Consider the following 13713-nt stretch of genomic DNA (forward strand, 5'->3'; position numbering starts at 1 on the left):
AAGCCCGCCAAGAAGACCGCCGCGACCCCCAAGAGCGCAGCGGCCCGGAAACCTGCTGCAGCCGCACCGGCCGCAAAGAAGGCCACTGCGCCGAAGAAGGCCGCTGCGGTGAAGGCCCCGGCGAAGAAAATGGCTGCGGTCAAGCGTGCTGTGAAGAAGCCGGCCCCGGCCAAGAGCGCCGAAGCCGTCCGCGCCGAAACCATCGCCCGCAAGTCGCTGCGCAAGCCGTCGGCACCCGGCGTGGAAGAACTCAAGTTCGGCATCGAAAGCGCCTTCGAGCGCCGCGCCACGTTGACCCTGCATGAGCTGGAAGGCTCGACCAGGCCGCTGGTCAACCGCGTGATCGACGGTCTCGAGAGCGGTGAATTCCGCGTCGCCGAGCCGGACGGCCAGGGCGGCTGGAAGGTCAACGAGTGGCTGAAGAAGGCCGTGCTGCTGTATTTCCGCGTCAACGACATGGCGGTGGTCGATGCACGACCGGCACCGTTCTGGGACAAGGTCGAATCGCGCTTCGCCGGCTATGACGAAGCGAAGTTCCGCCGTGGCGGCGTGCGCGTTGTGCCCGGTGCGATCGCCCGCCGCGGCACGTACTTCGGCAAGGACGTAGTGCTGATGCCGAGCTTCACCAACATCGGCGCCTACGTCGGCGAAGGCACCATGGTCGATACCTGGGCCACCGTCGGTTCCTGCGCGCAGATCGGCCAGCACTGCCACCTGTCCGGCGGCGCCGGCATCGGCGGCGTACTGGAGCCGCTGCAGGCCAGCCCGACCATCATCGAGGACCACTGCTTCATCGGTGCGCGTTCGGAAGTGGTGGAGGGCGTGGTGGTGGGCCACCACAGTGTGATCGGCATGGGCGTGTTCCTCAGCCAGAGCACCCGCATCTACAACCGCGCCACCGGCGAGATCAGCTACGGCTACATCCCGCCGTACAGCGTGGTGGTGTCCGGCTCGCTGCCGAGCAAGGACGGCACCCACTCGCTGTACTGCGCGGTGATCGTCAAGCAGGTTGATGCCAAGACCCGCAGCAAGACCAGCGTCAACGACCTGCTGCGCGGCCTGGCCGACTGAAGGTGAGTGCGCCGGAGGACCTGGCGCAGTCCGCGATCTACCGGCATCCGTCCGACAACGCGTTCGGACGGATGCTGCCGCGCCTGCTGCACGCTCCGCGCTGGACCCGGTTGCGCCGGGCACTGTCGCGGCGCTGGCCGATGCCGGTACTGGTCAGCGACGTGCGCGACGTGGTCTACGCGAGCTGGTGGGTCGATGTGCGCCATGCCCCGCCAGCGCCACCTGGCCATCACTACGTGGTCCATGCAGGACGCGCGCCTTACACCGTTCTCAGCTATCGCCATGGCCACTTCGGGCCGGCGCTGGCGGGACCGCTGCGCTGCCTGATGCCGTCGCCAGGGCAGAGCAACTGGCGCTGGTACCTGCGCCGTGACGATGATCCGGGCGGGACCCCGGTCGTGCTGTTCGATCGCAACGTGATGGATCAGCTGGCCTTCGTCGCCGGCGCGCGCGCTTTCAGCGATGCCATGCAGCCCCACCTGTCCACGCGCTTCGAGCATGTGGTGCGCGTCGATGGCGATGGGCACACCCTGGTCGAAGGCGGGCAGGGGAGTGCGCCTGCGCTGCACCTGCAGTGGCGGGCCGCTGCGGGCTGGGAGGACGGGGCGTGGCGGGGGGCCTTCGGGGGCCATCAGGCCCTGCTGCGCTTCCTGACCTGCCAGGATGAGGCCATTGCGCGCACCTGTGACCGTCGCTGGGCCAGCACCCGCATCGCACTGCAGGTGGATGTCGACAGCCTGCAGCCGCTGCAGCTGGAAGGCGAACTGCAGTGCCCGCGCCTGCAGGCGATGGACGTGGCGCTGCACGAGGGGCTGGCCTTCCGGCTGCCAAGGGTACCGTTCCGGGTCGTGTCCGAGCGCCTGTTGTGAGATTCTGGGCCTCTGTTTTCCAGCATCACAGATGGCCATGAGTACCACTGTCTACGGTTTGAAGAACTGCGATACCTGCAAGAAGGCGAGCAAGTGGCTGGACCGCTTCGGCGTGCCGTACACCTTCGTCGACTACCGCGACAACAAGCCGAGCCCGGAAACACTGCTGGCGTGGGCTGAGCAGCTGGGTGGCCTGGCCGCGATGGTCAACAGGTCCTCAACCACCTGGCGGCAGCTGCCGGACAACCGCAAGGCCGCAGATTCCGAGGCGGAATGGAAGCTGCTGCTGCGCGAGTACCCGCAGCTGATCAAGCGCCCGCTGGTGGTCACCGCCGACGGCACGGTCAGCCAGGGTTTCAGTGACAATGGCTTCAAGGCCCGCTTCGGCGTGGGTGACGCATGAGCGCTGTCCTCGACCTGACCTGCGAACTGATCGCACGGCCCTCGGTGACGCCGGACGATGCCGGCTGCCAGGCACTGCTGGCGGCACGCCTGAAGCAGGCCGGGTTCCAGTGCGATCACCTGCGGCTGGGCGAGGTCGACAACCTGTGGGCGACCCATGGCCAGGGCGCGCCGGTGCTGGTGCTGCTGGGCCACACCGACGTGGTGCCGGCGGGCCCGCGCGAGGCCTGGGCCAGCGACCCGTTCACGCCGCAGATCCGTGACGGCGTGCTGTACGGCCGTGGCACCGCCGACATGAAGGGCAGCGTGGCGGCGTTCGTGGTGGCCGCCGAGCAGTTCGTGGCCGCGCATCCCGATCATCCCGGCACGCTGGCGGTGCTGCTGACCAGCGACGAGGAGGGCGATGCCATCGATGGCGTGCGCCACGTCGCACGGCTGTTCGCCGAGCGCGGCCAACGCATCGACTGGTGCATCACCGGCGAGCCGTCGTCGACCGCGACGCTCGGTGACCTGCTGCGCGTGGGCCGTCGTGGCAGCCTGTCGGCCAAGCTGCGGGTGCAGGGCGTACAGGGCCATGTGGCGTACCCGGAGAAGGCACGCAACCCGATCCACCAGGCGGCGCCCGCCCTGGCCGAGCTGAGCGCACGGCGCTGGGATGACGGCTACGAGAGTTTCCCGCCGACCAGCCTGCAGGTCTCCAACATCCATGCCGGTACGGGCGCCAACAATGTGATTCCCGGCGAGCTCGAGGTGGATTTCAACATCCGCTACAACCCGCACTGGGATGCGCCGAAACTGGAAGCGGAGATCACCGCGCTGCTGGATCGGCATGCCCTGCAGTACACGCTGAAGTGGCATCGCAGCGGCGAACCGTTCTACACCCCGGAAGGCACGCTGCGCGCCACTGCGCGTGCGGTGCTGGCCGAGCACATCGGCCGTGCACCGGAGGAAAGCACTGGCGGTGGCACCTCCGATGCCCGCTTCATCGCGCCATTGGGCGCGCAGTGCATCGAAGTGGGGCCGGTCAACGCCAGCATCCACCAGGTGGACGAGAACGTGCGCGTGGACGAACTGGAAGCACTGCCCGGGCTGTACCAGCGGCTGGTGGAGCGGCTGCTGGTGTGAGGAGGGTGGGTGCCGATCGTTGGTCGGCACGCCCCCCCCCCGCCGGAGCTACATCTCTGTAGAGCCGAGCCATGCTCGGCTGATGTCCACCGGCAGAAGCAGCCGAGCATGGCTCGGCTCTACTATTCTGAAAAAAGGAAGAACGGCGGCTTGTTCGCTTTTTCCCAGTAGCTCGGCGCGGCCATGTAGAAGTGCTGCGCTTCGGCCCTGGCGAACCAGCGCGCGGCTGCGTCGGTGTCCTTCTCCACGCCGGGCGCACCGCGGCCCAGCAGCAGTCCGGCGAAGTACTGGCCGAACACATTGCCTTTCTCGCCAGCGCGCTGGTACAGCTGCAGCGCACGCGCAGGATCGCGTGGCAGGCCTACGCCCTTTTCCAGCAGCGCGCCCAGATCGACCTGTGCGTCGGAATCGCCACGCTCGGCGCGACGCTGGATCTGCGCAACCCGCGGATGCACGGTGTCACCCTGTGCGGCGACCGCATCCGGCAGTCGTGACGATGAACTCGGATAGCGCTCGTAGATCATTCCGCGCAGGTCCCAGCGCAGTGCCTGCTGCGCGTCGCCTTGCTGGCGATAGGCCTTGGCGAGTTCGTGGAACGCATAGGGATTGCCGTGGTACGCGGCCGCCAGATAGGCTCGTTCACCGCGTCGCCAGGACGCGCGCAGCACCGGTGCCGGGTTGATGTGGGGGCTGTCGGCATGGCGCAGCGTGCCGGAGATCCAGATCCTGCCCAGTGCTTCTTCCGCCCTGGTGTTGTGGAAGGTCCACGGCGTGACCGCTGCGGCGCGCTCGTAGTAGGCGATGGCGCGCGGATCGTTGAAGCGCTCGAAGGTCTGCGCGGTATCAAAGGCACCCTCGAAGCTGCCATCGGCGCCGCGTTGTTCCAGGCCCTGCAGCTGAGCCGGCGGCAGGGGCGACGGACGGGGCGGGGTCTGGCAGGCGGCCAGGCCCAGGCAGAGCAGGGTGGCCAGCGCGGCTCTGCGTCCAGTGCGGTGTTGCATTTCCATTACACGTTTCGCGGCGGGCCATTATGCGCGCCGGGGAGTGGTTGCCAACGCAACGGTTGCGCCGTGCCGGAAACCGGAGTAGGGTCGATGCCATGTCGATCCGCCTGGCCACCGCCGTCAATAACAACAACCGCAATAATCTGCGCGCGAATAATCGTGCGCGGCCGATGCGGGACTGCGCCCTGGGTAGATAGACAGCAACACACGCCCGGACACCAGAAAACCCGCATCGGTCGATGCGGGTTTTTTTTGTGCCCGGGCGCAGCCCCACTCGGGCCTGGATGGCCGGTCGAACACCCTCCCACCCGTGAAATTCCCCCAACAGGAGCTCCCCCATGTGTTCGATCTTCGGAATCTTCGGCCTGCAGGCCGGTGACGATCTTCCGGCCCTGCGCCGCCATGCGCTGGAACTGTCGCAGCGCCAGCGCCACCGCGGCCCGGACTGGAGCGGCGTGTATCTTGACGAAGGCGCGCTGCTGGTCCACGAGCGGTTGGCCATCGTCGACCCGGCCGGCGGCTCGCAACCACTGCTGTCGGCCGACGGCCAGCTGGCGCTGGCGGTCAACGGCGAGATCTACAACCACCAGCAACTGAAGGCCGCACTGACCACCGCCTATGACTTCCAGACCGGTTCGGACTGTGAAGTGATCAATGCGCTGTACCGCCAGGGCGCTTCGCCAGCGCAGTGGCTGGAGCAGCTCAATGGCATCTTCGCATTCGCGCTGTGGGACCGTGGTGCCGGTCGTGTGCTGGTGGCGCGCGACCCGGTCGGCGTGGTGCCGCTGTACTGGGGCCACGATGCCCAGGGACGTCTGCGAGTGGCCTCGGAAATGAAGGCACTGGTCGATACCTGTGCCGACGTCGCTCAGTTCCCGCCGGGTCACTATTTCGACAGTGCCAGCGGTGAGCTGGTGCGCTACTACCAGCAGCCGTGGCGCGACTACGCTGACGTGCAGGGTCGCCAGGCCGATCTGGCCGAGCTGCGCCAGGCCTTCGAGCATGCGGTGGAACGCCAGCTGATGAGCGATGTGCCGTACGGCGTGCTGCTGTCTGGTGGCCTGGACTCGTCGCTGGTGGCGGCGGTGGCCGCGCGCTATGCACGTCGTCGCATCGAGGATGGGGGGCAGACCGAAGCCTGGTGGCCGCGCCTGCACTCGTTCGCGATCGGCTTGAAGGGCTCGCCCGATCTGGCCGCCGCTGCAATCGCCGCCGAAGCGCTGGGCACCGTGCATCACGGCTTCGAGTACACGTTCGAGGAAGGCCTTGATGCACTGCCGGAGGTGATCCGCCATATCGAAACCTACGACGTCACCACCATCCGCGCATCGACGCCGATGTTCCTGCTGGCACGGCGGATCAAGGCCATGGGGGTGAAGATGGTGCTTTCCGGCGAGGGCAGCGACGAGATCTTCGGTGGTTACCTGTACTTCCACAAGGCGCCGGATGCGCGTGAGTTCCACGACGAGCTGGTGCGCAAGCTCGACGCGCTGCACAACTACGACTGCCTGCGCGCCAACAAGTCGATGATGGCCTGGGGTGTGGAGCCGCGGGTGCCGTTCCTGGATCGCGAATTCCTCGATGTGGCGATGCGCTTCGACGCCGCGCACAAGATGGTCGGTGCAGGCTTTGGTAGCCGCCGCATCGAGAAGGCGGTGCTGCGCGAGGCGTTCGAAGGCTACCTGCCGGACAGCATCCTGTGGCGGCAGAAGGAGCAGTTCAGCGATGGCGTTGGCTATGGCTGGATCGACGGACTGAAGGCGCATGCCGAAGCTCAGGTGAGCGACCGTGTGCTGGCAGCGGCCGACAAGCGCTTCCCGCACAACCCGCCGCAGACCAAGGAGGCCTACTACTACCGTCACCTGTTCGAGCAGTTCTTCCCGAGCCGGGCGGCCGCCGAGACCGTGCCGGGTGGCAAGTCCATCGCCTGCTCGTCGCCTGCGGCGATCGCGTGGGATGCCAGCTTCGCCGCAGCTGCAGATCCGTCGGGGCGCGCGATCGCTGGCGTGCACGAGCAGGCACTGGCGTAAGCCCCGAAAAAGGGACGGAGGGGGGGGCGGGGCGCTTGTGCCACTAACGACTTAATCCCCTCCGTCCCCTTTTTGTATGATCGCCCCCCTGCACATTGGGGAATGTTCATGGACGTACACAGCGGGGGCCAGGTGCCACCGACGAAGTGGGGATGGCGCTACCTGGCCTGGGCCGGGGTCCCGCTGCTGGTCGGCGTGCTGCTGGCCCGTTATGCCGGGCCGGCGGCGCCCGAAGCTGTTGCCCGTGCCACGGCCACGGCTGAAGCCACCTGGGTGCAGCATCTGGCGTCGCCGCTGGGCCTGTTCCTGCTGCAGCTGCTGGTGCTGCTGCTGGTGGCCAAGGGCGCAGGCGCGCTGCTCAAGCACTTTGGACAACCGGCGGTGATCGGCGAGATGGCCGCCGGCCTGATGATGGGCCCATTGATGCTCGGCAGCCTGTTGCCGCCGCTGCATGGAGCCTTGTTCCCGCCCAGCTCGCTGGGCCCGCTGGGCATGCTCAGCCAGTTGGGTGTGCTGATGTTCCTGCTGGTGGCCGGTGCCGAGCTGGACCTGGCGGCGCTGCGTGGACGCCGGCGTTTCGCCTTTACGGTCAGCCATGCCGGCATCGCGGTGCCGTTCGTGCTTGGCGTCGCCCTGGCGATCTGGCTGTACCCGCAGCACGGCCCACAGGGGGTGAGCTTCACGGCATTCGCACTGTTCGTCGGCATTTCGATGAGCATCACCGCCTTCCCCGTGTTGCTGCGCATCCTTGCCGATCGCGGCATCACGCAGACCCCGTTGGGTCAGACCGCCATCGCCTGCGCTGCATTGGGTGATGCCACCGCGTGGTGCCTGCTGGCGCTGATCGTGGCCGCCGCCCAGGCCAGCGGATGGCTGCCAGCCAGCCTCAACCTGCTGTGCGTGGTCGCGTTCGTGGCGCTGATGCTGGGGCTGGTGAGGCCGTGGTTCGCCCGCCAGCAGATCGCGCCGGGCCGTGAGGGGCGGTGGCTGTTGGGCATCCTGCTGCTGTCGCTGGCCAGTGCCCTGGTCACCGAGATGCTCGGCATCCATGCGCTGTTCGGTGCGTTCGCGGCGGGCGTGGCGGTGTCGTCCAATGTGCAGTTGCGCGAGCTGCTGATGGCGCGCGTCGAACCGTTCGCGGTGACGCTGCTGCTGCCGCTGTTCTTCGCCATGACCGGCCTGCGCATGCGCGCCGATACACTGCAGGCCAGCGATGGCCTGTTGTGCGTGGTGGTGATCGCGGTAGCCACGACGGGCAAGCTGCTGGGCACCTTCAGTGCCGCACGCAGTGCCGGCATGCCCGCCCGTGAGTCGTGGCGGCTGGGTGCACTGATGAACACCCGTGGCCTGATGGAGCTGATCGTGCTCAACCTGGGCTACGAACTTGGCCTGCTCGGTGACCGGCTGTTCGCGGTGCTGGTGATCATGGCGCTGGTGACAACGGCGATGACCGGGCCACTGTTGAACCTGATCGAGCGGCGCAGGGGCTGAGCGTTGAACGGTAGTGCCGGCCGCTGGCCGGCAACCTCATGATGCTGGATGCACCTGCATGGATGCCGGCCAGCGGCCGGCACTACCGCGCCGGCACCAGCGTCATGGTGTGCTGCGCCTTGCCGGGCAGGAACGGCGTCGGCCGGCCATGCACCCAGTCTTCGTGGCCGGCACCCCAGTAGGGCGACAGTGGATGCCCACTCTGGCCGCCGGGCATGTGCACGATGCCGTCGGCCTCGTGGCCCGGTGAAACCACCATGCGCTCGGAAGCGCCGAAGTTCGGCGTCTGCACGCGCGGCATGTCGCGGTCGCCGGGCAGGCGGTCGGCCGGCATGCACAGCCAGCGTTTGGCGATGTCCGGCAGCGCCCGTGCGATGGGATGGCAGATCGCTGCGGTGTTGCGTTCGCCCCAGCTGCGTTTGGCCAGCGGTCCCTGCCTGGTCAACTCGTTTTCGGTACGGCGTGCAGCGTCGATCAGCAGTGCATCCCAGCTGTCGAAGGCCGGTGGCAGCAGATTGGCCGGCCGCTGCTGCAGCATCGGCCAGGCCACGCCTTCCAGCTGCGCCAGGCGCGGCTCCAGATAGTCATCGCCCAGCTGCGCATTGGCCGGTGCCAGCAGTGCATCGGACAGTGTCTTCATCACCTGCGTACGGAACTCACGCACCACCCGGTAGCTGACCGAGCTGGCCGAGGCACGGCCGCCCCATTGATGGCTGGCCTCCTTCAAGCGCTTCAGTGCAGGGTCGTCACTGCGTTCGATGACGTCGTGCAGCAGCGCCCACCAGCGCTGCAGGAACACCGCGCGATCGTCGAGCTGGATCGCCAGCAGGTCGTGTTCATCGAAGCGCTCCTGGATCGCCAGCAGGTCGCGGATCTGCCGCGCACGGGCACCCAGGTCATAACCTCCATTGCCGACGGTAGCCAGCGCCTCGCCGTCGAGGACGCGGCCGTTGGCGGTCCACAGGCGATGGTTGGGGGGATCGATCAATGCCGGCGAGGCATCGCTGCGGATCGGCCAGGGGGCGCACTCCTGGTTGTGGGCGGCGTTGAAGCCGGCCGGCGCGCAGCCCGGACCGCGATCCGGGCGGGCGCCGATCAGGCGCCAGGCGATGCGTCCGCTGCGGTCGCCGACCACCAGGTTCTGTGCGGGAATGCCGGCGTGGTCGGCGAACTGCAGGGCTGCGTCCAGATCACCGGCGCGGGCCAGGTCACCGAAGTCCAGGCGCACCGCACCGGGCAGCTGGGCGACCCAGCGCAGCGCGTCGCCGCTGCCATCGGCATGCGTGTGCAGGATCGGTCCCCAGGCGGTTTCGCGTACCGGGAACCGCACATCGGCCTGGCCGGCCACCGCAATCCGTTCTTCATGCACCGTCACTGCGGCATTGGCCGGTTCGGTGCGGTAGTCCGCCGTGTCGATGTAGCTGTTGGTGAAGCCCCAGGCGACGTGCCCGTTGCTGCCGACGATCACGGCCGGAAGGCCCGGCAGCGAGAAGCCGGTGACGTCGACCTGGCCGCCAGCGGCCTGCGGGTCGGGGTAGCGCAGGCGCACGCGGAACCACAGGCTGGGTGCGCGCAGGCCCAGGTGCATGTCGTCGGCAACAATGGCGCGGCCGTCGGCGGTGAGCGCACCGCCCACCGCGAAGTTGTTGCTGCCGACGGCATCGGCTTCTTCCTGCCCGGTGCCCGGTTTTCCCTTCAGCGTGCGCAGGTCCAGCTGGCTGGCACCGGGCAGCGTGGCGTTGCCGGTCGGTTCGCCGAACAGCGGTGCATCCCATTCAGTGCCGTCGTGGGCGATCAGTGCGTACAGCGCCGACGGCACCACCGCGCGGATGCGGCTGAGCGCAAGCTCGGTCTGGTTGCCGGGATCCTGCAGGTCGGCGTACATGGCCAGCCCGGCCAGCACGCTGTCGCTGGCCTGCCAAGGCTGCGGTGACTGCCGCAGCAGCAGGTACGCCCACGGCCGCACGGAGAGGTCGGCAAGGCCTTCGTTGACGCCGTCCACGTAGGCGCGCACGGCATCGCCGTTGTCGCCCAATGCAGCGTCCATGTGTGCCTCGGTGCGTGCGCGCAAACGGTGCACGCGCATGCGCTTGTCGGCGTCGATGGCCTTCGGTCCGAACAGTGCGGACAGTTCGCCGGCGGCGCTGCGGCGCATCAGGTCCATCTCGAAGTAGCGTTCCTGCGCGTGTACGCGGCCGAGTGCGCGCATCGCGTCGGCCTGGCTGCCGGCCGTGATGGTGACCACGCCCAGCGCATCGCGTTCGAGGGTGACCGGCTTCGCCAGTCCCGGCAACGCATGCTCGCCGTCCAGATCGGCCAGGCTGCCGCGCAGCAGCAGCCACAGCACCAGGGCGGTGACCAGGACGATGGCGATCAATACGCCCAGCACCCAACGCCATGTACGTCGCATCGCACGTCCTTTCCGAACTCGTGGGCCGATTGTAGCCGCAGGCGCAACTGCGACTGATTCCGATTAGATCACCGTATTCTGAAATGCGGCACCCTATGCCACATCGATTCACAGGAGCCCCCCCATGAAAGGCAACCCGGACGTCATCGCCTGCCTGAAGGAACTGCTGCGTGGCGAGCTCGCTGCCCGCGACCAGTACTTCATCCATTCCCGCCGCTACGAGGATCAGGGCCTGTTCGCACTTTACGAACGCCTGAACCACGAGATGGAAGAGGAAACCCAGCACGCCGATGCGCTGCTGCGCCGGATCCTGTTCCTGGGCGGCGACCCGGACATGCGCCCGCACGCCACCGAGCCGGGCAAAACCGTCGAAGAGATGCTGCAGAAGGATCTCGACACTGAATACGCCGTTCGGAACAATCTCGCCGCCGGCATGAAGCTGTGCGAGGAGAAGGGCGACTACGTGAGCCGCGACATCCTGCTGGCGCAGCTGAAGGACACCGAAGAAGACCACGCCTGGTGGCTGGAACAGCAGCTGGGCCTGATCAAGCGCATCGGCCTGGAGCTGTACCAGCTGAGCAAGATCGACGGCAGCGGCGCCCCGGCGCACTGAGCCGACGTCGCTCTCTGTAGAGCCGAGCCAATGCTCGGCTGCCTTCCGGTAGAGCCGACCGCTGGTCGGCTGCTCTGCAGAAAGCAGCCGACCAGCGGTCGGCTCTACCAGAAGCGGGAAGCAGCCGACCTGCGGTCGGCTCCGCCAGAAGAAGCACAGCGTTCTGTCGCACGCCAGCACCGGAGCACCGCGAGCCCGCCTTCGCCCGCCAGCTGCTCCACCGCCCGCCAGCCGACAACGAAAAAGCCGGGGAATCCCCGGCTTTTTCGTGTCCGGGGTCAGATCCGTTTTCGACGAAAACGGCTCTGATCCCATTGGGATGGAAATCGCCAACCGAGGTTGGCGTGGACCGGGGTAATGCGTGTCAACCAAGGTTGACACCCACCTCAACCAAGGTTGACACCTGCCAGGAGCGGTGCCTCACTCCACCGACAACCCTTCCACCTTCTGCCAGCCGCGCGGCAGCAGGTGGCCGCGTGTGGCGCGGGCGCCGAGGTAGGCGTCGAGCTCGTTGAACTTCAGCCCCATCGTGCGCTGGCCGGCGCGGACCTGCAGGGTCTGCCCCGGGCTGATCGCCACGATGGCGACCACGCGTTCGGTGGCGAGCTTGGCCTTCGGGATCTCGATGATCTTGTTGCCCTTGCCCTTGTCCAGTTCCGGCAGGTCGTTGGCGGCGATCGCCAGCAGGTTGCCGGAGCTGGTCACTGCCACGATGCGGTCGGTGGCGACGTTGGCCACTGCCGACGGGGTCAGCACCGACGAACCTGCAGACAGGTTCAGCATCGCCTTGCCGGCCTTGTTGCGGCCGATCAGGTTCTCGAAGCGGGTGACGAAGCCATAACCGTGGCTGGAGGCCAGCACGAAGCGGGTGTCCGGCTCGGCGCTGGCCAGGGTCACGAAGCTGGTGCCCGGTGCCGGCGAGAAGCGGCCGGTCAGCGGTTCACCATTGCCACGCGCGGAGGGCAAGGTGTGCACCGGCGTCGAGTAGGCGCGGCCCTCGCTGTCGAGGAACGCGACCTGCTGGGTGCTGCGTGCGCGCACCGCGCCCTGCAGTCCGTCGCCTTCACGGTAGGACAGGGCAGATGCATCGACGTCGTGGCCCTTGGCGGCACGGATCCAGCCCTTCTCCGACAGCACCACGGTCATCGGTTCGCTCGGCACCAGCTCGGTCTCGTCGATGGCCTGCGCCGCCTGGCGCTGCACCAGCGGCGAACGGCGTGCGTCGCCGAACTTCCTGGCGTCGGCGGTCAGTTCATCGCGGATCAGCTTCTTCAGCTTGGCTTTGCTGTCGAGGATGCCGAGGATCTTCTCGCGCTCCTTGGCCAGCTCTTCCTGCTCGCCGCGGATCTTCATCTCTTCCAGGCGGGCCAGCTGCTTCAGCTTGGTTTCCAGGATGTACTCGGCCTGTTCCTCGGACAGTCCGAAGCGCGCGATCAGCGCCGCCTTCGGTTCGTCCTCGGTACGGATGATGTGGATCACCTCGTCCAGGTTGAGGAAGGCGACCAGCAGGCCTTCCAGCAGGTGCAGCCGGCGCTCGACCTTCTGCAGGCGGTGCTGCAGGCGGCGGGTGACGGTGTTGCTGCGGAAGGTCAGCCATTCGCTGAGCAGCGTCTTCAGGTTCTTCACCTGCGGACGGCCGTCCAGCCCGATCACGTTGAGGTTGACGCGGTAGCTGCGCTCCAGGTCCGTAGTGGCGAACAGGTGGCCCATCAGCTGGTCGGCGTCGACCCTGTTCGAACGCGGCACCAGCACCACGCGCACCGGGTTGGCGTGGTCGGATTCATCGCGGATGTCTTCCAGCCACGGCAGCTTCTTGGCGCGCATCTGTGCGGCGATCTGCTCGATCACCTTCGACGGCGACACCTGGAACGGCAGCGCCGTGATCACGATGTTGCTGGCTTCCTTGGTGAAGGTCGCGCGTGCACGCACGCTGCCGTTGCCAGTCTCGTAGATGTTGCGCAGGTCATTGGCCGCAGTGATGATCTCGGCGCTGGACGGGTAGTCCGGGCCCTGCACGTGTTCGCACAGGTCGCGCACGGTGGCGTCGGGGTTGTCCAGCAGGTGCAGCAGCGCGCTGACGATCTCGTTGAGATTGTGCGGCGGCACGTCGGTGGCCATGCCCACGGCGATGCCGGTGGTGCCGTTGAGCAGCAGGTGCGGCAGCCGCGCCGGCATCCAGGTCGGCTCCTGCAGGGTACCGTCGAAGTTCGGTGCCCAGTCGGTGGTGCCCTGGCCCAGTTCGCCCAGCAGCACTTCGGCGATCGGGGTCAGCTTGGATTCGGTGTAACGCATCGCCGCGAACGACTTCGGGTCGTCGCTGGAGCCGAAGTTGCCCTGACCCTCGATCAGCGGGTAGCGGTACGAGAACGGCTGCGCCATCAGCACCAGCGCCTCGTAGCACGCGCTGTCGCCGTGCGGGTGGTATTTACCGATGACGTCGCCGACGGTGCGCGCGGACTTCTTCGGCTTGGACGCGGCATTCAGGCCCAGCTCGCTCATCGAATAGATGATGCGGCGCTGCACCGGCTTCAGGCCGTCGCCGATGAACGGCAGGGCACGGTCCAGGACCACGTACATCGAGTAGTCGAGGTAGGCGCGTTCGGCGTACTCGCGCAGCGGCAGTTGTTCGAATCCGTGGAACACGGGGCGGGCAAGTTCGGTCATGCGGCGTTGTTACCTATGTCGGGAGGCGGCGACG

10 protein-coding genes are annotated in these 13713 nt (G+C 67.4%); 7 read left to right on the forward strand and 3 right to left on the reverse strand.

Annotation, left to right across the window (positions count from 1 at the left end; genetic code table 11):
* Positions 1–129: 129 nt before the first annotated feature.
* Genes dapD through dapE form a run of 4 tightly spaced genes read left to right on the forward strand, consistent with a single transcriptional unit; the run spans position 130 to position 3467 of the window.
* The gene (dapD, locus tag AC5P74_RS07330; protein WP_375366190.1) at positions 130–1071 is read left to right on the forward strand and encodes a 2,3,4,5-tetrahydropyridine-2,6-dicarboxylate N-succinyltransferase; all 942 of its coding nucleotides are present in this window, start codon (positions 130–132) and stop codon (positions 1069–1071) included.
* A 2-nt stretch (positions 1072–1073) separates the two neighbouring features.
* A complete protein-coding gene (locus tag AC5P74_RS07335; protein ID WP_346607923.1) occupies positions 1074–1940 on the forward strand; it encodes a hypothetical protein in 867 nt (288 codons plus the stop codon).
* Positions 1941–1971: 31 nt separating this feature from the next.
* Complete coding sequence (locus AC5P74_RS07340) at positions 1972–2343, forward strand: arsenate reductase (RefSeq protein ID WP_170944942.1); 372 nt, start codon at positions 1972–1974, stop codon at positions 2341–2343.
* A complete protein-coding gene (gene dapE / locus AC5P74_RS07345; RefSeq protein ID WP_005415868.1) occupies positions 2340–3467 on the forward strand; it encodes a succinyl-diaminopimelate desuccinylase in 1128 nt (375 codons plus the stop codon). The genes AC5P74_RS07340 and dapE overlap by 4 nt, the downstream gene beginning before the upstream one ends.
* A gap of 122 nt (positions 3468–3589) precedes the next feature.
* Here the strand turns inward: dapE and AC5P74_RS07350 are convergent, their stop codons facing one another.
* Complete coding sequence (locus AC5P74_RS07350; protein WP_346607924.1) at positions 3590–4468, reverse strand: tetratricopeptide repeat protein; 879 nt, start codon at positions 4466–4468, stop codon at positions 3590–3592.
* Positions 4469–4809: 341 nt separating this feature from the next.
* On the opposite strand from AC5P74_RS07350, the gene asnB reads away from it, so the two are divergent.
* Together asnB and AC5P74_RS07360 are read left to right on the forward strand one after the other, a co-directional pair.
* Positions 4810–6501, forward strand: a complete 1692-nt coding sequence (asnB, locus tag AC5P74_RS07355) for an asparagine synthase B (RefSeq protein ID WP_005415869.1) — start codon at positions 4810–4812, stop codon at positions 6499–6501.
* 102 nt (positions 6502–6603) lie between these two features.
* Positions 6604–7992, forward strand: coding sequence for a cation:proton antiporter domain-containing protein (locus AC5P74_RS07360; RefSeq protein ID WP_346607925.1), 1389 nt, complete (start codon positions 6604–6606; stop codon positions 7990–7992).
* 82 nt (positions 7993–8074) lie between these two features.
* Here the strand turns inward: AC5P74_RS07360 and AC5P74_RS07365 are convergent, their stop codons facing one another.
* Entirely contained in the window at positions 8075–10402 is a 2328-nt protein-coding gene (locus AC5P74_RS07365; RefSeq protein ID WP_495204865.1) for a penicillin acylase family protein, read from the reverse strand.
* Positions 10403–10526: 124 nt separating this feature from the next.
* Between AC5P74_RS07365 and bfr the strand changes: the two genes are divergently transcribed.
* On the forward strand, positions 10527–11015 hold the full coding sequence (gene bfr / locus AC5P74_RS07370; RefSeq protein ID WP_005415872.1) for a bacterioferritin: 489 nt from the start codon (positions 10527–10529) through the stop codon (positions 11013–11015).
* Between the two features lie 420 nt (positions 11016–11435).
* Here bfr and parC read toward each other — a convergent pair whose 3' ends face one another.
* Positions 11436–13679 (reverse strand): DNA topoisomerase IV subunit A, encoded by a 2244-nt coding sequence (gene parC / locus AC5P74_RS07375; RefSeq protein ID WP_005415873.1) that lies wholly within the window; start codon positions 13677–13679, stop codon positions 11436–11438.
* Between the last annotated feature and the right edge of the window lie 34 nt (positions 13680–13713).

Source organism: Stenotrophomonas sp. YJH_SMC_94-11, from assembly GCF_059370435.1.